Raw genomic sequence first — 20,307 nt, forward strand, 5'->3', positions numbered from 1 at the left:
TAGTCGAAACTATTGATGTGCGTTTTATGCCGGACAAACGCGTGCGCGCGGAGTGGATCCGCAGTGCGCGCACGCGGTCCGGCTGGGCAATGCGTTAGTGGTTGGCCCACCACTCGGTTGCTTTTTGCTTATCCCACGCCGGCAGGACTTCGCGCTCAATCGACGCATTGGTCAGCGCCGGGAAGTCCTTTTTGAATTCGGTCACGTCATGATCGAACTGGTCGCTCACGCTGATGTCCCAGGTGCCGCCGCTAAAACCGGTTGCTGCCTGGTCGATCAGGGGAATAACGGGGCCGGCGCGCAATTCACCATCTTTACGCTCGACCACCGTGGCGTCGATATGGCCGAGATAAACAATCGAATTCGGTTTGATTTCCACGGTTTCGTGAAGCGGCGTAAAGAACATGCCATGGAACGGGAATATGCCGCTTTGGCCGGTGATACCGCGCATCACATATTTTCCGGGAGCAAGCGGGAGCCGGACGAAATAATGATTGCCGGTGTCGCTCGTCGTGGTCGCCTGATCGTCGAACTTGAAGTTGAGGCGGTCCGAGCGGCTGTCCGCGGCGCCTCGCTCCATGTGAACGACGATGGGACTCGGCTGATAGCTCGTGTGATAGGCGTTCCTGAGCGTCACAGTCATTAATGCGTAGGAGTTCTTCGTCGTGTCGACGGAGCTCATGGCAGTGGTCGGCGACATCGGCGCAACAGTTGCGCACCCCGTGGTCAGCAAGGTACCAGCAATAGCGAAAGTGGCGAAAAGCTTATTCATTTCGAGTAGAGGGAGAAATATTTGGAGTATTTATGTGCGCCCGCCGCAAATTGCGTGATGAGCGAACCGTCGGTCTTTCAATATGCGGCGCGAATGAATTCATACCCGTCGCATGCCATGTAAACGACAGCGCTTCATGAAACTTAAGGGTGCGCTTCATACGAAAACGTGAGCCGGCGCCCTTTATCACGGCCATCAAATCCGCATTTTCAAACGCGGCCAAGGCGGGAAAGGGTTTGTCTCTACGCAGGCAGCTCTCGTCGCTGCCGATAAACAGATCAAGTGGTCGTGTGGCGCGACGGCCAAGTTTGAATCTTCGGCGGATCACGCAGCCGTTTACCGACTTCCTTCGACTGGACGAACAGGGGCGCGAGCATGCATCGATTGAATTTCAAGCAGAAGCTCTGGTTGCCGCTCGTCGTCAGCCTGCTGGCGCTCCTCGCCGTGTCGGTGTCGGCGGCGTGGCTGTCGCGCGAGACGCGCATCGAAGAACGCAAGCACGACCTCGTGAACGTCGGCCACGTCGGGCTCAGCATCGTCAAGCAGTATGCGGCGCTTGCGGCGAGCGGCGCGCTTAGCGAGGCGGACGCGCGCAAGCAGGCGCTCGAGCGTCTGCGCGACGTACGCTACGGCGAGGACGGCTACTTCCTCGTGCTCGATTCGAAGCCGCGCATGATCATGCACGCGATGAAGCCCGCGACGAACGGCAACGACCTCGCGGGCGTCGAGGATGCCGACGGCCGTCATCATTACGTGACCTTCGCGACGGTGGCGCAGGCGCCGGAGGGCGGCTTCGTCGACTATGTGTTCCCGCACCCCGGCAATCCGCCGTCCGCCGCGGTCGGCAAGATCGGTTACGTCGTGCGCTACGCGCCGTGGGACTGGATCATCGCGACGGGGGCGTATGTCGACGATATCGACGCCGCGTTCCAGCAGTCGCTGTATGTGCTCGGCGCTGTGGTCGGCGCCGTTGCGCTGCTGCTGTGTGCGCTCGTCGCGTTCACCAATCGCAGCATTCAACGCACGATTGGCGGCGACCCGACGTACGCCGCGCAGGTCGCCGGTGAAATCTCCCGGGGCAATCTCGTCATTCCGATCGAGCTACGTTCAGGCGACGAATCGAGTCTTCTGCACACCATGCGGCAAATGCGCGACGCGCTTGCGAGCACAATCGCGCAGATCAGCGGCGCGGCGGACAAAGTGGCGACCGGCGCGCGCGAGATTGCCGCGGGCAATACAGACCTGTCCGCGCGTACCGAGAGCCAGGCCGCTTCTTTGGAAGAAACCGCGGCCAGCATGGAGGAGATGACGGCGATGGTCCGGCAAACCTCCGAGAGCGCGCAAACGGCGAGCCAGTTGACGGCGAGCGCCGAGCAGATCGTCACCAATGGCGGGCAGATGGCGGCGGAAGCGGTCTCGACGATGCGGGAGATATCGGCGGAATCGCACAAGATGGTGGAGATCATTTCGGTGATCGAAGGCATTGCGTTTCAGACCAATATTCTGGCGCTGAACGCGGCCGTCGAAGCGGCTCGCGCAGGCGAAGAAGGGCGCGGCTTCGCCGTGGTGGCCGGCGAGGTGCGCACGCTCGCGCAGCGCAGCGCCTCGGCGGCGAAAGAAATCCGCACGCTGATCAGCCGTGCGGTGGGGCGCGTAGAGAACGGCGTCGAACTCGTCGACAAGACCGGCACTACGATTCAGGCGGCGAGCGAGGCGATTGCGAAACTGTCGGGCGTGATGCGCGATATCGCGGCGGCTGCCGCGGAGCAGAGCGCCGGCATCGATCAGGTCGGCGACGCGGTCTCGCAGATGGACAGCGTCACGCAACAGAACGCCGCGCTGGTCGAGCAGGCCGCCGCGGTAGCGCAGACCTTGACAGAACAGGCGCGGCTGCTGGAAGCGTCGATTCACACGTTCCAGGTGCAGGCCGATGCGCGTGAGGCCGGGGTCGCGGTGGGACGTTCGGGCAACAACAGTTGGGCGGCCTCCTCCCGACTGCAGGCTTCGTAACGGACAAAGCGGTATGGCGACTCGCGTTGCGGCGACAGCCAGGTCCATGCAGTGGCGCCCCCTCGCGCGGCTATGCTACGGTTTGACCAGTGGGCGCCAGCGTGCTTCAGCCGCACACTGCAAGAGCTGTCCAATCGCCGATCCTCGACCCGGAGCCCCCGCATGCCCCGATCCGCCCACGCTGCAACCCTGGCTCTGCTGCTCTCCGTTGCGTTGACCATCGGCGCGTCGGCCCACGCCGACTCGTCCTGTGATCAGGCATGCCGCGAGCGCGGCCAACTGCTGGATCAGCAAGTCACCTTGCGGCTTGGCGCTGCGGCGTTGTCGAACCTGCTTGCCGCGAGTCCCTCGGGGCAGCAACTCGCGCAAATGGCAGGCGCGCCGGACTGCGGCGTGCAGATCGTGCGTTACCACTACCGTACGATTGGCGGCGCCGGCGAAGCTGCCACGGCCAGCGGCGCACTCATGATCCCGCAAGGCGAGGGCCCTACCTGCAGCGGACCGCGTCCGATGATGCTGTATGCGCACGGCACCACGGCATACAGCAAGTACGATCTCGCGGATGTCACGCGAACCGACCCGGACAACGGCGGCGCCAGCGAGGGCCTGAGCGTGGCCGCGATGTACGCCGCGCACGGCTACATCGTGGCGGCCAGCAACTACGCGGGCTATGCCGGTTCGAATCTTTCTTACCACCCTTATCTGAACGCCGACCAGCAGTCCGCGGATATGATCGATTCGCTGCGGGCGGCGCGCGTCGTGTTGAACGGTGACGGCTCGCGGGCAGCGATCAGCGAAAACGGCAAGCTGTTCATCACAGGCTATTCGCAAGGCGGGTTCGTCGCGCTTGCGACGCATCGCGCGTTGCAGGCGGCAGGCGTCAGCGTGACCGCCTCCGCGCCCGGTTCGGGTCCGTATGCGCTTGCCGCTACTGCCGACGCCATCATTGCAGGGCAGGTCAATCTCGGCTCGACGCTTTTCACGACGTTGGCCGTGACGGGTTATCAACGCGCCTATAAGAACCTGTATCGCAAACCGGCCGAGTTTTTCGAGGCCGCCTATGCCCCGGGTATCGAGCAACTGCTGCCGAGCGTGCAATCGCTCGATTCCATTTTCTCGCAAGGGAAGTTGCCGCGGTCGCATCTTTTCAGCAGGACGCCGCCTGGTCCGCAGTTCGCGTCCATCACGCCGCCTGCATCGCCGTCGCTCACTCCCGCAGCGTTGACGCCGCTCTTCGCCGCCGGCTTCGGCGAGGCCAACCTCGTGCGCAACAGCTATCGCGGCGCGCTTCTTGAAGACGCCGCGGCAAATCCTGACGGTGCGTTCCCTAATGCAACGCCGGGCATGGCGCCCGCGGCGAATCCAATGCATCCGCTGCGGCAGGCGTTCAAGCGCAACGATTTGCGCAACTGGGTGCCGAAGGCTCCGGTTTTGCTGTGCGGCGGAGGCGCCGATCCCATGGTGTTTTTCTTCAATGCACGCGCCGAGCAGGCGTATTGGTTGAACGCGAAGGTGCCGGCCGGATTGACCTCGGTACTGGATGTCGACTCGCCGGTCAGCGGCCCCGACGATTCCTTCGCAGCCATCAAGCGCGGTTTTGCCAATGCAAAAGCCGCGGTGGCGAGAGACGCCATAGCAGCGGGCGCGGCGGACGGCGGCGCATCCGCGGTACTGCGCTCATATCATGGAGGACTGGTCGCCGGCTCGTGCATGCTGGCAGCACGGGCCTTTTTCGCCAACTTCTGAGCGAGCCTGCTGTTAGCTTGGGCGGCGCTGCGGCGAGAGCCGTCGTCAATTGCCGAACAACGAGCTCTGCACTCCACGAGGCGGCGCAGGTTGCACGCGTTTTGCGATAGCTTTGACGGCTTGGGTGCTTACTTGCGTTTGCACATCACCCGCAGTTGTGAGCGACGTTTGCCCTGCTTCCAACGACAACAACAGCATCTTGTTCGCCAATCCGCCCGCAAAACCCGTTAGATCGCCGGACGCTCCTATCACACGGTGGCACGGCGCTACGATTGAAATCGGGTTTCTGCCGTTTGCCGCGCCCACCGCACGCATGGCATTGACGTTGCCGATCTGCGCGGCGATTTGCGCATAAGTGCGCGTCTGCCCGAATGGAATCGTCAACAACGCGGCCCATACTTTCTTTTGAAACTCGGTGCCCTGAAAATCGAGTTCGAGGTCGAACGTCTGCCTGTTGCCGGCAAAGTACTCGTTCAACTGACGCTCGGCTTCGCGCAGAACAGGCAGGTCGTCTGCATGCAATGGCTCACTGCTGAGCCGCACGCGATTCGGCTTGTCGTTCTCCCACAGAATGGCGGTCAACCGCTCGTCGCGGGCGACCAGCTTCAATTCACCGACTGGAGAGTCCATCAGCTTGTATGCGTAAGTCACTTGTCTGCTCCTGCCAATTGAGTGAGACCGCGCAGTGCAAGTCCGCGCGTGAGTGAGCGCCGCGAAATGACGTGCGGCGATGATCCCAGTGTGGACGTTGTGGCGCGCGGAAACACTTCGAATCTTGCTCTCTGTTTCGTCGTCAAGTATGAAGGATTTGTGCGCAGAGCGGTGAGCTATCGCCCGCAGCAGCGCGACCTCAGAGGCTCTATAGAAGCGCGGCGCGATGCGACTCAGTAAAATCCATCCTTCCAGCACGATGCGCGGTGCCCACCGGATCTTTCTACCACTGTGACAACGACACTTGAACAACTGCGAGCGGGGCAGCTGGCGGGTACACGCCAGTTGAAGCTCGCGTGCGGGCTCAGCGAATTTCCGCGCGAGATTTTCGATCTCGCGGACACGCTGGAAGTACTCGATCTTTCGGGCAATGCGCTCACGGCATTGCCGGACGATTTCGCGCGGCTGCGCAAACTGCGCATTCTGTTTGCGTCGAACAATCCGTTCACGGAGTTGCCGCAAGTACTCGGGCAGTGTCCGCAATTGAGCATGATCGGCTTCAAGGCGAATCGCATTCGCACGGTAAAGGGCAATGCGTTGCCGCCGCGCCTGCGCTGGCTGATTCTCACGGACAACCAGATCGACGCCCTGCCGCCCGAAATCGGCAACTGCGGTCATTTGCAAAAGTTGATGCTGGCGGGCAATCGTCTGCGCTTTGTTCCTGAACAACTGGCCGCGTGTACGCGCCTCGAGCTGCTGCGGCTTGCCGCGAACCAACTGCGTGAATTGCCCGCGTGGTTGTTTCGCATGCCGCGGCTCGCATGGCTCGCCTATGCAGGGAATCCATTTGCCGAGGCACTCGAAGCCGCGGCGCTGCACGATACGCCCATCGCCGGAATTGGGTGGGAAGATTTGCGCGTGCATGAGCCCTTGGGCGAGGGCGCCTCGGGCGTGATCTATCGCGCCGAACTGTGCGCAAGTGGGAGCGCCGGGCGGCCCGTCGCTCTCAAGCTGTTCAAGGGCGCGGTTACGAGTGACGGTTTGCCAGACTGCGAAATGGCCGCGTGCATTCGATCTGGCGATCACACGAATCTGATCGCCGTCGCGGGAAAAGTGAAGGACCATCCGGCAAACGCGCACGGACTGGTGATGGAACTGATCGAGCCGCAATACCGCAATCTGGCCGGACCGCCGAGCTTCGAATCATGCACACGGGACATTTACGATGCAAACGCACGTTTCTCTCCCGCCGACGTTGTCGATATGGCGTACGGTATCGCATCGGCCGCCTGTCATTTGCACCGGCGCGGCGTGATGCACGGCGACCTGTACGCGCACAACATTCTGCACGATGGCCAGGCACGTGTATTGTTAGGAGACTTCGGCGCAGCATCGTTCTATTCGACTGGGGATCGCGAATCGGGCGCGGCACTGGAACGTCTGGAAGTGAGGGCGTATGGCTGCCTGATCGAGGAATTGATCGACCGTTGCAACTGGAGCGATGCGTTCGCGCAGGCAGACGCCGCTGCAAAACTCGCGAGCCTGAAGGGTCGTTGCCTCAGCGAAGACGTCGAGAGCCGGCCTCTATTCGAACAGATCGCATCGGAACTGCTCACGCTAAAGGCTCGTTGATGGCGAACAGGCGAGCCGCTTGCGGGCGCATCCGTCCGTGTTCATCCGTTGGCGTTCACGCAGTTCGCGAGCGCTATCAGGAAGGAGAACAACCATGACGCAGAGAATGCGCCGCCGCGTGATGATCGCCGGTGCACTGGCTGCGGCCGGACTCGCGCGTGCGGCCGGCGCGGCAACGCTGGAAGGCGGCACGCCGAAGATCGCGCTGGTGCTGAAGTCGCTTAGCGACCCTTTCACCGTGGCGATGGCGAACGCGGCCAAAAACTATCAGCAGCATTACGCGTCGCAATTCGTGTTGACGGTGCGCGGAACCGCGACAGAGCCCGATACGGCGGGACAGATCCGCATTGTCGAGCAGATGATCGGCGCGAAGATGAACGCCATCGTAATTGCGCCGTCGGGCTCGAAAGGGCTGACGTCCGTGGTCGCGCGCGCGATCAAGGCGGGCATCATCGTCATCACTATCGACAATCCGCTGGACGACGCGTTACAGGACGCGGCAAAAATCTCTGTGCCGTTCGTCGGTCCTGATAACCACAAGGGTGCGATGCTGGTGGCGAACTATCTGACCGAGCGGCTGAAGTCCGGCGATCAGGTGGGCATCATCGGCGGCATTGAGGCCGATCGCAACGCGCAGCAACGCACGGCAGGCTACAAGGAAGCAATGAACGCCGCGGGCATGCAGGTGGTCGCGACCGAGCCCGGCGACTGGGAGTATGGCAAGGGCCGCGACGTTGCATCGAAAATGCTTGGCCAGCATCCGCAGATTCGCGGTTTGCTGTGTGCAAACGACAACATGGCAATGGGCGCGGCAGACGCCGTGCGCGACGCAGGCCGCACCGGCGGCGTGTACGTCACCGGCTACAACGCGATTGAAGCAATCAAGCCGTTAATCGCGGACGGCCGCGTGCTCGCCACCGTCGATCAGTTCGCCGAACGCCAGGCGGTGTTCGGCATGGACGTCGCGCTAAAAGCCGTCACCGAGCAGCGAAAGCAGAGCGAGTTGTCGCGAACGATAGAGACACCGCTGCAACTGGTCACGGCAGCCAAACGCTAATTCACTTTGCGGCGTGCGTTGCAACTCTGTCTGAATGCTTTTGATGCCCGGACAGCCCCGGGTCACCAGCACACGATCCGAGTTCAGTTTTCGCCGGTGCAAACGCAATAACGGTACGCGCGCAGGGTATCGTGGGGCGGTTATCCCGGGCAAAGTGCGCGCAAAGGTTTGCGTCGATCGGAATTCGCTATGAAGCAATTGCTCAATGGCAATACATCATGCGAGCAGCCAGTTAAGGCAATATGTCGGTGACGTGACCTTGCCTGGCGGCCATCGCGGGTTCATCTTCGGCTGGTAAATTGCCGGCTGTGACAAACAGGAAGCGGAAACAAGCCTGAAAGACTTATGAAATCTGAACTTCTGCTGCAAACTTATGGCTCGGATTCGTCCGGCATTGTGTGCGGCTTTGTCTTTTCGCCCACGCAACCGGGCCGGCCAATTTCCGCCGACGACGCACTCGATTGGCTAGGCGCGCGGCAAAACAGCGGCGCGGCGCATGAGGACGAATTCCTTTGGCTGCATTTCAATCTCGCGCACAGCGCGAGCGAGCGTTGGATGCGTGCGCAACTTGACCTGCCCGAAACGTTTTTCGATGCCCTGCGCGAAGGCTCGCACTCCACCCGCATCGAGCAGGCAGACGGTGCGCTGCGCGCCGTGGTCAACGACGTGATGTTCAACCTCGAGTTCACTCCGTCGGAGATTGCGACGCTCTGGATTTACGCGCATCAGCGGATTATCGTGACGGCGCGTTTGAAGCCGCTGCGTTCCGTGGACCGCTTGCGCGCTTCCGTGAAAGAAGGCGAGATTTTCCGCTCGCCTGTGGAGCTGCTGGTTCACCTGATGCGCGACCAGGCCGATCTGCTCGTGCAGATAGTCCGACGCACGAGCGCCGACGTGGATCGTATCGAGGACCGCTTTCTTTCGCAAAGGCCCACGCAAAACCGGCTCGACCTCGGTGCAATGCGACGGATGCTGACTCGTTTGCAGCGCATGCTCGCACCGGAGCCCGGCGCGATTTTCCGCCTGCTCGCAAGACCGCCCCGCTGGCTTCAGCAGGAGGACGTGCAGGATTTGCGCGAATCGACGGAAGAGTTCTCCGTGGTGCTTTCCGACATGGCGGGTCTGATCGAGCGTGTCAGGCTCCTGCAGGAAGAGATCATTTCCCGGCTCGAAGAACAGAATAACCGCACGCTGTTCACGCTGACGCTCGTGACGGTTCTCGCGATGCCGATCAATATCGTGGCTGGTTTCTTCGGCATGAATGTGGGCGGCATTCCGTTTTCAGACAACCGTCACGGTTTCTGGGTGATGGTGGTGCTCGTGGCCTGTTTTACGGGACTGACGGCGGGGTGGGCGTTCCGTCGCAGGAAGGAGCGATAGCAGCCTGGCGTGGCGGCGCCGCTCACGCGTGCTGTCGTCCGTGCGCCAGGCGCCGGCAGGGCGGCAGCATTGAAACGAAGTGGGTCCGTACGAGGGCTGTTGAAACGGACCGCATAGCGAACGGTATAAGCGGACGCTATCCAAAGACTAAAGGCCGCACGCCGCAGAGGCGGGCCAACAATAACGCCAAAAGACCATGTCCAGTTCTGTCGCGCTGCTCGCCACCGTATTCGTCTCGTGCCTTTCCAGCGCGGCCGTGCTGGGCTACCTTGCTCGCTACGAGGTGGCCGGACTGCGCCGCTGGCTTGCCGCGCATTGCATGTTCGCGCTTGCCTCGGGCGTGCTGTTCGTCACGCATGCTCGCCCGTCGGCGGTTGTGATGCTGGCCTCGTGTCTGTGCGTGCTCGCCGGGGCGTCGCTGATGCTGCAAGGCTGCCGCGCCTTTGTCGGCAAGCGCGGCGCGAGAACCGCCGAGCATGCCGCGTTGGCCGGCACTGCGTGTGCGCTCGTGTACTGGACGTGGGTGTCGCCGGACATCAGCGCAAGAGCCGCGCTCATGTCGTTCGCGCTCGCGTACACGCGCGTCGCCGTGGGGTGGACCATCTGGAGCTCGCGAGTGCGCGGCCGCCCGCAATACGGTCATTGGCTCGTGCTTTGCGCGGCGCTAATCGGCGGCGTCGTGTATTTCGCGCGCGGTGTGCTGAACGCGTTTTTCGCCGATCCGTCGCTCGCGTGGCCCACGCACATTGCCCCCGACTTCGCGTTTCTCGGCATCAGCATTCTTTCGTTGCCGATTCTCTCCATCGGGCTCGTGATGCTCGCCAACGACCGGCTTATGCAGCACGTCGAGAAGCTGGCCACGTTCGACGACCTGACTGGCGCTTTGGTGCGCCGCGCATTCATCGCTCGCGGCGAGACGCTGGCGCGAGCGGCGCGTGCCACGCAGGCGCAGTTGAGCGTCGCGATTATCGACATCGACGATTTCAAAACGATCAACGACCGGCATGGACACGCCGCGGGCGACCGCGTTCTCGCCGACTTTGGCGCGCAGGTGCGGCGGCACATGCGTGCCGGCGACGTGTTCGGCCGCCTCGGCGGCGAAGAGTTCGCGATACTGTTCCCGCAGACGTCGATGACGGAGGCGGCGCAACGCATCGGCGACATGCTGACCGAGGTCAGCTGCTCGCCGCTGGAGGCAAACGGGAAGCTGGCGTATGCGTTCAGCGCGGGCCTGAACGACTGCGCTCGGACGGAGAGCCTCAGCGATGCGCTGGCGGGCGCGGATGCCATGCTTTATCGCGCGAAAAGGGCCGGCAAATGCCGGATCGAACTGCCGCAACAGGAAAGCGCTACCGAGGCCGCCACCAGCATCGTGAACTCGGCGCTTTGATGCGTCATTGGAATCGTGAGCGCTCCATCGGCGCGGCTCGCAAGAAAGCTTTGCTGTGCAAGCGCCGCTTCGCTATTCAGTGCGGTTGCTCGATCATCAGATAGCGGATCACGAGCGCGGGATCGGCTATATCGAGTATCAGCCGCCGCAGAATGCGCTTGCGCATGTGATTTTCGTCGAGCATCCACGGGCCGCCTGCATCGCTCAGATAGCGGCACAGCGCGGCGCGCGTGTCCGTGTCCGACGGCAGGTTCAGGCGAACGGCAAGCAGGCCGGCCACCACGTCGTCGAGTTCCAGCGTCAATGGACGCGAGTCGATAGTGAGCGTCAGTTCCATACGCATTCGGGCGAGGCGAAATTTACGCAAGGCGGCTGCGGGTCATGCAAAAAGCGGCTCCGCCAGCCGCGAACGACGGCGGAGCCGAACTGGAGCCGTGCCGGACCCAGGCTGAACCTAGGCCAGGCAATGGCAGCCGAACCGTATTCCACTGTTACTGTTTTGGTACTCGTTAGTACTCCAGTTCAGGCGCCGTTGCGGCGGCGGGCTTCTCTTCCTTTGGCACTTCGGCGACGGTTGCGTCCGTCGTGAGGATGAGGCCCGCGACCGACGCCGCGTTCTGCAGCGCCGTGCGCGTCACTTTGGTCGGATCGACGACACCTGCTTCGACAAGATCGCCATATTGTCCCGTCGACGCGTCGTACCCGAAATTGCCCTTGCCTTCCAGCACTTTCGCGATGACAACGGAAGGTTCGTCGCCCGCATTCGAAGCGATCACGCGCAGCGGCGCTTCAAGCGCGCGCAGTACGATCCGAATGCCCGCGTCCTGGTCGGCGTTGGTGCCTTTCAGGTTCGCGATGACCGCGCGTGCACGCAGCAGCGCGACACCGCCTCCCGGCACGATGCCTTCTTCCACTGCCGCGCGGGTCGCATGCAATGCATCTTCGACGCGGTCCTTCTTTTCCTTCATCTCGACTTCCGTCGCCGCGCCTACCTTGATCACGGCGACCCCGCCCGCGAGTTTCGCGACGCGTTCCTGCAGTTTCTCGCGGTCGTAATCGCTCGCGGTCTCCGCGATCTGCGCGCGAATCGCCTTCACGCGCGCATCGATGCGCTGCTGCTCTCCCGCACCGTCGATGATGATCGTATCGTCCTTGCGCACTTCCACGCGCTTTGCGCTGCCCAGGTCTTCTAGCGTCGCCTTCTCGAGCTGCTTGCCGGTTTCCTCGGAAATGACGGTTGCGCCCGTAAGCACCGCGATGTCTTCGAGCATCGCCTTGCGGCGGTCGCCAAAGCCGGGTGCCTTCACGGCGGCCACCTTCAGCACGCCGCGCATGGAGTTGACGACGAGTGTTGCGAGCGCCTCGCCTTCGACATCTTCCGCGATGATGAAGAGCGGCTTGCCCGCCTTTGCCGATGCCTCGAGGATCGGCAACAGGTCGCGGACCGCCGAAATCTTCCTGTCGCACACGAGAATCAGCGGATCGTCGAGATACGCGGCCTGCCTGTCCGGATTGTTGATGAAGTACGGGCTCAGGTAGCCGCGGTCGAACTGCATGCCCTCCACGACGTCGAGTTCGTTGTCGAGCGACTTGCCGTCTTCCACGGTGATCACGCCTTCCTTGCCGACCTTGTCCATCGCGTCGGCGATGATCTTGCCGATCGCTTCGTCAGCATTCGCGGAGATGGACGCGACTTGCGCGATTTCCCTGCTCGTTGAAATACGCTTCGAAATCCTGCTCAACTCGTCCAGCAGGGCCGCGACCGCCTTGTCGATGCCGCGCTTCAGATCCATTGGATTCATGCCCGCGGCGACGTGTTTCATGCCTTCCTGCACGATGGATTGTGCAAGCACGGTGGCCGTTGTGGTGCCGTCGCCGGCCACGTCGGCCGTTTTCGAGGCGACCTGCTTCACGACCTGCGCCCCCATGTTTTCAAAGCGGTCCTTCAGCTCGATCTCTTTGGCCACCGACACGCCGTCCTTCGTGATGACCGGCGCGCCGAAGCTGCGCTCGATCATCACGTTGCGGCCTTTCGGGCCGAGCGTCACTTTCACGGCATCGGCCAGCACGTTCACGCCCTTGACGATCCGGCTACGGGCGCTGTCGTGGAACCTGACATCTTTTGCACTCATCTTGTTGCTCCGGGGAAAGTCTTTGAACGTTTATCACGCGGCTTTGCGCTGCGTGGCGGCATCCGCGTCGAACACGCCGATCACATCTTCTTCGCGCATGACGAGCAGTTCCTCGCCATTTACCTTGACCGTCTGGCCTGCGTATTTGCCGAACAGAATGTGGTCGCCGACCTTGAGTTCGAGTGCCTGGCGGGTGCCGTCCGGCAGCAGGCGCCCGTCGCCGACTGCAATCACTTGGCCCTGTTCGGGCTTTTCCGCGGCGGAGTCCGGAATCACGATGCCGGAGGCCGTCGTGCGTTGCTGCTCGATTCGCTTGACGACAACCCGGTCGTAGAGGGGACGAATTTGCATTTCCATCTCCTGTGCGATAACAGATCACCAAAAAGGGAATCCGGCTGCGCGCGAACAGCGAGATGGGTAACGCCCGCGTTGGGGCGCAGCCGTTGCCAGTGTGCTGGCGGAAAGCGAAATAGGGCTTCATCCGGCGACTTCAAGAGCGTCCTCCGCGGCCAGTTTGTAACAAAATTTTTCAGCGACTACTGCTGCGTTTTCGGCCCGTGCGCCCTGCAAAAAGCGTACTTGAAATTCGTTGGGCGCCGAGCTATTTTATTTTCGGCTCAGCAGTCGCGTTGTACGCGCTGCGTGTTTCGATTTGTTTGTCAGTGGATGAATGTCCCTGATGGGCGAACTGGAGCGCGTAGTCCGGTTCGCCCCAAGGGCGAAGGAGCAACACCATGAGCGATCTCTTTGCGAGCGCCGCGTTGGCCGGCGACATGGAGCGTCTGCAACGGCAGTTCGCCAGCCTCTTCGGCGGCTTTCCCACCAGCATTCGGGCCGCGCGTTTCGGCGCGTTTCCGCGCATCAACATTGGAAGCACCGACGACTCGATCGAGATCGTCGCGTTCGCACCGGGCGTCGACCCGGCGAAACTCGATGTTTCGATCGACAAGGGTCTGCTCACCATCAGCGGCGAGCGCGAACTTCCGCAGACGCAGGCCGCCGGCGACGACACGCGCATCTACGCACAGGAACGATTCGCCGGCAGCTTCCGGCGCGCGATCGAATTGCCACAGCACGCCGATGCGGACAAGGCGACTGCGCGCTACGTCGACGGCTGCCTGATTGTGAGCGTGGCCAGACGCGAGTCGTCGAAGCCGCGCGCCATCACCGTTCAATGAAGATGTCCATGCGAAACGAATCGTGAAGTAAGGAGGCCATCATGAGCGACACAACCGAACTTGCGAGGAAAGATGAAACCGCACTGACGCGCAGCGAGGACGAGCGCGCGCAAAGCGGCGTGACGCTGACGCCGCCCGTCGATGTGTCCGAGGACAGCCAGGGCATCACGCTGTGGGCGGACTTGCCGGGCGTGACCAAAGACCGGTTGAGTGTGAACGTGCAGGACGGCAATCTGTATATCGAGGCACAGGCAATGGTGCCGACACCGGCCGGACTGCGTCTGCAGTACGCTGAGATTCGCGAACCGCGTTTTGCGCGCGCATTTTCGCTCGGCGCGGACTTCGATACGTCGAAGATCGACGCGAATCTGAAGGACGGTGTGCTGAAACTGACGATTCCGCGTCACGACGAGGCTCGTCCGCGCCGTATCGAAGTGCGCACGAACTGAAGGAGGATGCCATGAACACCGAACCGAAAAAGTGGAACCCTTTCAAGTTTCTTCGCGGCTCAGGGCGCAAATCCGAGGCAGACAGTGCGCGCGAGGCGTCGCCGGGCGAGCAGTGGCGCGCCGCGTGGCCTGACATTTCCCGGCTTTTTGCGCGCGATCCGTGGCGCGCGGTCGAGGAGTTCTTTCACGATCCGTTCGCGGGCCGCGGCGCGCTGGAAAGATGGTTCGGCGATTTCAGTTCGTCGCGCTTTCAGCCGCGTATCGACGTGGTCGATGAAGGAAAAGTGTTGCGCGTGACGGTCGAACTGCCAGGGATGGAGCGCGAGGATCTGACGGTGAGCGTCGAGGACGGCGCGCTCGTGCTGCGCGGCGAGAAAAAGCAGGACGTGCACAGCGAGGAGGACGGCTGCTATCGGCTCGAACGTGCATACGGAACTTTCGTACGCACGATCCCGATGCCCGAGGAGGCCGACCCCGAACGCGCACTGGCCAAATTCGACAAAGGCGTGCTAACTTTGACGGTACCGAAGCAGGAGCGTCCGCGAGCCGCTAGCCGGACGATCGACATTGGCTAGCAGGGGCGGCATTGCGGCCGTCATGGCTTCTATTGTCTGATAGACGCTCGGGCAACGGGCGCGCGGAGACCGGGTCGTTAGCTCAGCTGGTAGAGCAGCGGACTTTTAATCCGTTGGTCGGCGGTTCGAATCCGCCACGGCCTACCAAAGAATCGCTGCGTGGCCGCGCCCAACGCGCGGCTCGCAACGAGCACACCATGAACATCGATCAAACTGTCATCTCCGCGTTCACGCCCACGGGCAAACTGCGTGCGTCGATCAATCTCGGTAACCCGATTCTCGCGAACAAAGACCCGCAAACGAGCGAGCCCTTCGGCGTTTCCGTCGACCTCGCGCGAGCGTTTGCGGCGAAGCTCGGCGTCGAACTAGAACTGGTGGTCTTCGACGCGGCGGGCAAATCCGTGCAGGCGGTGAGCGAGAACCGCGCCGACCTCGGCTTCTTTGCCGTCGATCCCTTGCGCGGTGAGACCATTGCGTTCACCGCGCCGTATGTGCTGATCGAGGGCTTCTATCTGGTGCGCGACGAGTCCGCTGTGCTCACGAACCAGGACGTCGATCAGCCGCACAACCGCGTCGCGGTCGGCAAGGGCAGCGCCTATGACCTCTTTCTCACGCGCGAGCTCAAAGCCGCGCAGATCGTGCGCGCGCCCACGTCGCCGACCGTCGTGCAAACTTTCCTCGAACAGGGTCTGGAAGTTGCGGCCGGAGTCAGGCAGCAACTCGAAGCGGACGCACGTACAACGCCCGGACTGCGCCTGCTTGACGAGCGCTTCATGGTCATTCAACAGGCCATGGGCACGCCGAAAAGCCGGGGCGAAGCGGCGGCTGCTGTGCTGCGCGGCTTTGTCGAAGAAATGAAGGCATCGGGATTCGTCGCCGATGCGCTTGAGCGGCACGGTATTGCGGGCGCGTCGGTGGCGCCCGCGGCCTGATCGGCGGCGAGTGCACGCGGGCGTTGTGCGAAGATAAATACGCTGAAAGGAGACGCCAACCGCAGATAACGCACTCTGTCCACACTCTCAGGATTTGCACAAAATAGGAGCAAAAAAGTATTAGTCGGTCTGGAGCGATTTACAGAGAAAGACTTAAAAAAACAATATGCATCAAATGCCGCCGTAAGAAACTCGCAATGAAACCTTTTTGCGACGCTGATCGCGCCCTTCGCAACCGCTGCACACGTTATTGGTTTTTTTGCGTTTGCGGCCGGCTCACGGTGCTATGCATAACTCGAAGGCAGCTTCATGAACGAGGCTCCCAATTCCGGCAATCGCTTTAATTGTTAAATCTTGCAATACCTGAAAATAGTCGCAGGCTTTCCGTGGACAAATGAAAAGCCTTGTGAGAAAGTTCCCGGGAGCACAAAAATTTCCTTTTCTTACGCAATACCAAGTGCGAGGCAGTGCATCTAATGCGAGTAGGTCGACCTCGTCTCACATAGTGCTCGTTCATTTGAATTAAACGGCGCCTGTTCGTGGCATAGGACATTCCGCCATTCAGCGCCGGCAAAACGAAATGATGCGACATCAGGGGCAGGCAACCATGAGTAACCGAGGCCGAAATAGTCCGGGCATATGCGCGGCAGAACAAAAAAACCAAGGCCGGCAGTTGCCGCGCCGCTGCTCAATTGCTGTCGCTGTGCCATGCCCTTTCGGGCCTTCGTAACGCGGCAATCCACCAATCGTCTCAGCGGTCAGCTCGTCGGAAAGCCGGATATCCGGTTGACGCTCTCTTTTCCTTTACGCATGCGAATTCATCGTGGGCGCAGCGTTGTTCGCTCGCACTGACGATTCGTCATTCATCAAGGCAATAAGCGACTTCCAGAGACTCCAACGCCAAAGCAACTCGCCGCTAAAAGACGTTTTAAGCGTAGTGAATAGGCATCCTAAGTAATGGGAGGCGTGCGCGCGCCCGTGCTTATGAAGTTCAGATTCCATTTATTCAGAGAGACAACCACATGAACAGGGCATATCGGACCATCTGGAACAAGGCATTAGGCGCCTTCGTCGCGGCGTCGGAGTTGGACACGTCGCGCGGCAAGGGAAAGTCACGGGCAAGCTCGGCGATATGCGACGGACGGGGCGAGCCGCGCGACGAGGGCGGCACTTCACCACTGCACAGCTTTGCGCCGCGCATGCACACCTTATTGTTGCTGTCGGCTTTGAGTATATGGGGTGGACAGGCCATGGCGCAGTCCGTGAGTTGCGCGTCGTCCCCGTACAACTTTTATAACGGCACCGCCTCCTGTATGGGGTTTCAGTCCTCCGCGACGGCGGCCGGGGCCACGGCGCTAGGCGCCAGCGCAATTGCGTCGGTGGTGCAAGCTACGGCGGTGGGTTACCTGGCGACTGCGTCGAATCAATACACGGTAGCTCTTGGCTATCAAGCAACGGCTTCAGCCGCAGGCGGGGTGGCGCTCGGCTCGCAAACGGTCGCAAGCAACATCAATGCCGTCGCGATTGGCGTTGATGCCACCGCGAACGCAGCTGGCGCCAGCGCCCTGGGCACCTTCGCCAGTGCTACGGGCGGCAATTCAACCGCAGTGGGGGTCAGTTCCACGGCCAGCGGCAACTATGCGCTCGCCGCAGGCTGGTCGGCCGTCGCCACCGGGCCAAACGCTATCGCAATCGGTAAAGGCGCTCAGTCCACAGAGGGGATCGCGACAGCAAGCACACTCGCAGTTGGCATGAACGCAACTGCTACGAGCGGCTCTGGCGCCAGTGTTGCCTTAGGCCAGGGAGCCACCGCTACCGCAGATGCAGGTTCGCCGATCGCCATCGGTGTCAACGCGCAGGCGGTCGGAACCTCGGGTACGGTACTTCCAAGTGGCGCTACGGCGACGACTTTCGAGGCACTCGCGATAGGCAACGGTGCGAACGCCGCAGGCATGCAGGGCGTGGCGCTCGGCAATGCGACCGCCGCCACCGGAACATGGAGTACGGCCCTAGGCTCCAGAGCCAATGCATCGGGGGCGGAATCTACCGCGATCGGCCAATTGGCACAGGCAAGCGGCGTCAATGCCACCGCCCTGGGTGTGGGCGGTACAACCGCCGCTACGGCGGTACGAGCCACGGCCGATGGTGCGACCGCCATCGGTGGCAATGTGGGAGCTGGCGCTGCGGCCACCGGCACCAATACTGTGGCCATCGGCGGCCAGTCGACTGCAAATCAGGCTAGTGCCATCGCCGTCGGCCTGCAGACGAACGCAACCGGCACCAACGCAATTGCCATCGGCGCTGCGTCCAGCGCGACGTCCGTCGATGCTGTCGGCCTCGGTTATAACGCCCTCGCCAACAACACAAATGCGGTTGCCATTGGTCTCAGTACCATCAGCAGCGGCGCCAATGCCGTCGCCTTGGGCAGTACATCGAAAGCGCTGGCGGCTTCCACCGTTGCCCTTGGCGACAGCAATACTGTGGCGGCGGCAGCCGGCACCGGCTCGATTGCCGGCGGCCACAGCTCTCAGGTACTCGGCGGGACCGGCGCTGTAGCGCTCGGTGAGGCGCAGACGGTCAGCGGCAACGGCGCCGTCGCCATCGGCGATCCGAATAGTGCAACGGGCAATGGCGCAATTGCAGTGGGCGCGAACAACACGGCAACCGGCAACGGCGCGGTCGCGCAAGGCAACGGCAACACCGCGAGCGGCCAGGGCGCGGTCGCGCTCGGCAACGCGAGCAACGCAACCGGCGCGAGTGCGCTCGCGCTCGGCGACTCGGCGGTGGCGAACCTCGGCGGCGCGATTGCGTTGGGCGCCGGCGCGTCGGCGACCAATGCAAATGCAGTGGCGCTCGGTTCGGGCAGCTCCACCGCTGCGGCCGTCGACACGGCCACCGTCACGGTTGGCGGCGTCACGCGTGCAGTGCAAGGCACAACGCCGGGCAGCACGGTGAGCATCGGCTCGGTGGGCAATGAGCGGACGCTCACGAATCTCGCCGCCGGCCGCGTGAGCGCGACCAGCACGGACGCGGTGAACGGCAGCGAACTGTACGCGACCAACCAGGCAGTCGACAGTCTGACGAGCGGCAGCGTAGGCCCGTTCGTGTCCAACACCTCTGTCACGTCGACGCAACCGGTGTCTTCCGGCGCCAATGCGGCGGCGGGCGGCTTTGGCGCTTCGGCGACGGGTGCGGCCTCGCTCGTGGTCGGCAATCAGGCCACGGACAACGGCGTGGCGAATTCGACCGTGCTCGGCCAGGGCGCGAGTATCGCGAGCGGCGTCACCGGTTCGAATGTGGCGCTGGGCCAGGGGGCGACGGTCACGTCGGCCGCCGTGCCCACTGCGAGCGGCACCATCAACGGCACTAGCGTGATCTACGCGGGCGGTGCGCCCGCTGGCGTGGTGAGCGTCGGCACAGCGGCTGCGCCGCGTCAGATGACCAACGTCGCGGCCGGGCGCGTGGATGCATCGAGCACAGACGCGGTCAACGGTTCGCAGCTTTTCGCGGCCGACACCGCCATCAACACGATAGGTGGCCAGGTGACGAACCTCGGCAACAGCATGGCGTCGAGCCTCGGCGGCAGCAGCACCTACAACAGCACGACGGGGACGCTGACCACCGGCCTGAGCTACGGCGGCAACACCTATACGTCGGTGCAGAACCTGATCACTGCCATTACCGGCGGCGGCAGCGCGCCGGGCATCAAGTACTTCCACGCGAACTCGACGGCGACGGACAGCCAGGCGCTCGGCACAGACAGCGTCGCGATAGGCCCGAACGCGGTCGCCAACAATACGGGCGATGTCGCGCTCGGTTCGGGATCGCAGACCGGCACCGCCACGCCGACCGCGAGTACGACGATCAACGGGACGGTCTACAGCTTTGCTGGCACCAATCCGACGAGCGTGGTGAGCGTAGGCGCAGCAGGCGCCGAGCGCCAGATCCAGAACGTGGCGGCGGGCAGCCTCAGCGCCAGCAGCACGGACGCCGTGAACGGCTCGCAGCTGTACCAGACCAACCAGGCGGTCGACAGTCTGGCAACGACCGTCGCCGCCGACAAGACGCACTACTACAGCGTCAACGACGGCGGCACGCAAGGCGGCAACTACAACAACGACGGCGCGACCGGTCTCAATGCGCTGGCGGCGGGTGTCGCGGCCACGGCGAGCGGGGCGAGCAGCTTTGCGGGCGGCAATGGCGCTGCCGCGCTGGCGGACAACGCGGTTGCGCTGGGTGCTCTGTCAAGTGCATCGGTGGCGGGCGGTGTCGCGATTGGTTCGGGGTCCGTATCGGATCGCGCGGTGCTCTCGGGCGTCGGCTCGATTGCCAACGGCACGCATTCGATTCCGTTCAACACGGCCGACCAGACATTGCTCGGCGCGGTGTCCTTCGGTAGCGCG

16 protein-coding genes, 1 tRNA gene and 1 pseudogene are annotated in these 20,307 nt (G+C 62.6%); 13 read left to right on the forward strand and 5 right to left on the reverse strand.

What is annotated here, in order from left to right:
* Positions 1-94 precede the first annotated feature (94 nt).
* Positions 95-682, reverse strand: a complete 588-nt coding sequence (locus A3AC_RS0113435; protein ID WP_232231936.1) for a hypothetical protein — start codon at positions 680-682, stop codon at positions 95-97.
* Between the two features lie 465 nt (positions 683-1,147).
* On the opposite strand from A3AC_RS0113435, the gene A3AC_RS0113445 reads away from it, so the two are divergent.
* On the forward strand, positions 1,148-2,782 hold the full coding sequence (locus A3AC_RS0113445; protein ID WP_025599435.1) for a methyl-accepting chemotaxis protein: 1,635 nt from the start codon (positions 1,148-1,150) through the stop codon (positions 2,780-2,782).
* 162 nt (positions 2,783-2,944) lie between these two features.
* On the forward strand, positions 2,945-4,528 hold the full coding sequence (locus tag A3AC_RS0113450) for an alpha/beta hydrolase family protein (RefSeq protein ID WP_025599436.1): 1,584 nt from the start codon (positions 2,945-2,947) through the stop codon (positions 4,526-4,528).
* A 45-nt stretch (positions 4,529-4,573) separates the two neighbouring features.
* On the opposite strand, the gene A3AC_RS0113455 is transcribed toward A3AC_RS0113450, so the two are convergent.
* Positions 4,574-5,179: a methylated-DNA--[protein]-cysteine S-methyltransferase gene (locus tag A3AC_RS0113455; protein WP_025599438.1), complete on the reverse strand. Its 606-nt coding sequence runs from the start codon at positions 5,177-5,179 to the stop codon at positions 4,574-4,576.
* A gap of 291 nt (positions 5,180-5,470) precedes the next feature.
* Here A3AC_RS0113455 and A3AC_RS0113460 point away from each other — a divergent pair, with 291 nt between their 5' ends.
* The 4 genes from A3AC_RS0113460 (at position 5,471) to A3AC_RS0113475 (ending at position 10,638) form a co-directional block, all read left to right on the forward strand.
* Complete coding sequence (locus tag A3AC_RS0113460) at positions 5,471-6,811, forward strand: leucine-rich repeat-containing protein kinase family protein (protein ID WP_025599439.1); 1,341 nt, start codon at positions 5,471-5,473, stop codon at positions 6,809-6,811.
* A 94-nt stretch (positions 6,812-6,905) separates the two neighbouring features.
* Positions 6,906-7,868: a substrate-binding domain-containing protein gene (locus A3AC_RS0113465; RefSeq protein WP_025599440.1), complete on the forward strand. Its 963-nt coding sequence runs from the start codon at positions 6,906-6,908 to the stop codon at positions 7,866-7,868.
* Between the two features lie 345 nt (positions 7,869-8,213).
* Positions 8,214-9,248: a transporter gene (locus A3AC_RS0113470; protein ID WP_025599441.1), complete on the forward strand. Its 1,035-nt coding sequence runs from the start codon at positions 8,214-8,216 to the stop codon at positions 9,246-9,248.
* Between the two features lie 196 nt (positions 9,249-9,444).
* Positions 9,445-10,638 (forward strand): GGDEF domain-containing protein, encoded by a 1,194-nt coding sequence (locus tag A3AC_RS0113475; protein ID WP_025599442.1) that lies wholly within the window; start codon positions 9,445-9,447, stop codon positions 10,636-10,638.
* Positions 10,639-10,714: 76 nt separating this feature from the next.
* Here A3AC_RS0113475 and A3AC_RS0113480 read toward each other — a convergent pair whose 3' ends face one another.
* From A3AC_RS0113480 to A3AC_RS0113490, 3 genes are all read right to left on the reverse strand, one after another.
* Entirely contained in the window at positions 10,715-10,975 is a 261-nt protein-coding gene (locus A3AC_RS0113480) for a hypothetical protein (RefSeq protein ID WP_025599443.1), read from the reverse strand.
* 172 nt (positions 10,976-11,147) lie between these two features.
* Entirely contained in the window at positions 11,148-12,770 is a 1,623-nt protein-coding gene (gene groL / locus A3AC_RS0113485) for a chaperonin GroEL (protein WP_025599444.1), read from the reverse strand.
* Between the two features lie 33 nt (positions 12,771-12,803).
* Positions 12,804-13,121 carry a co-chaperone GroES gene (locus A3AC_RS0113490; protein WP_025599445.1) on the reverse strand — a complete coding sequence of 106 codons (318 nt, stop codon included), beginning with the start codon at positions 13,119-13,121 and terminating at the stop codon, positions 12,804-12,806.
* A 383-nt stretch (positions 13,122-13,504) separates the two neighbouring features.
* Here A3AC_RS0113490 and A3AC_RS0113495 point away from each other — a divergent pair, with 383 nt between their 5' ends.
* The 7 genes and pseudogenes from A3AC_RS0113495 to A3AC_RS0113520 all read left to right on the forward strand — a co-directional run.
* Entirely contained in the window at positions 13,505-13,948 is a 444-nt protein-coding gene (locus A3AC_RS0113495) for an Hsp20/alpha crystallin family protein (protein WP_025599446.1), read from the forward strand.
* A gap of 41 nt (positions 13,949-13,989) precedes the next feature.
* Positions 13,990-14,397: an Hsp20/alpha crystallin family protein gene (locus A3AC_RS0113500; RefSeq protein ID WP_025599447.1), complete on the forward strand. Its 408-nt coding sequence runs from the start codon at positions 13,990-13,992 to the stop codon at positions 14,395-14,397.
* 11 nt (positions 14,398-14,408) lie between these two features.
* The gene (locus A3AC_RS0113505; RefSeq protein WP_025599448.1) at positions 14,409-14,972 is read left to right on the forward strand and encodes an Hsp20/alpha crystallin family protein; all 564 of its coding nucleotides are present in this window, start codon (positions 14,409-14,411) and stop codon (positions 14,970-14,972) included.
* Positions 14,973-15,043: 71 nt separating this feature from the next.
* Positions 15,044-15,119: transfer RNA gene (locus A3AC_RS0113510), tRNA-Lys, on the forward strand.
* A 50-nt stretch (positions 15,120-15,169) separates the two neighbouring features.
* Positions 15,170-15,904: an ABC transporter substrate-binding protein gene (locus tag A3AC_RS0113515; protein ID WP_025599450.1), complete on the forward strand. Its 735-nt coding sequence runs from the start codon at positions 15,170-15,172 to the stop codon at positions 15,902-15,904.
* A 1,022-nt stretch (positions 15,905-16,926) separates the two neighbouring features.
* Positions 16,927-17,598 (forward strand): annotated as a pseudogene (locus A3AC_RS31300) (ESPR-type extended signal peptide-containing protein); the annotation flags it as partial.
* A gap of 57 nt (positions 17,599-17,655) precedes the next feature.
* A partial coding sequence (locus tag A3AC_RS0113520; protein WP_442856506.1) for a YadA family autotransporter adhesin occupies positions 17,656-20,307 on the forward strand: 2,652 nt, incomplete at its 3' end.

It is taken from the genome of Burkholderia sp. WSM2230, assembly GCF_000472445.1.
Classification (GTDB): domain Bacteria; phylum Pseudomonadota; class Gammaproteobacteria; order Burkholderiales; family Burkholderiaceae; genus Paraburkholderia.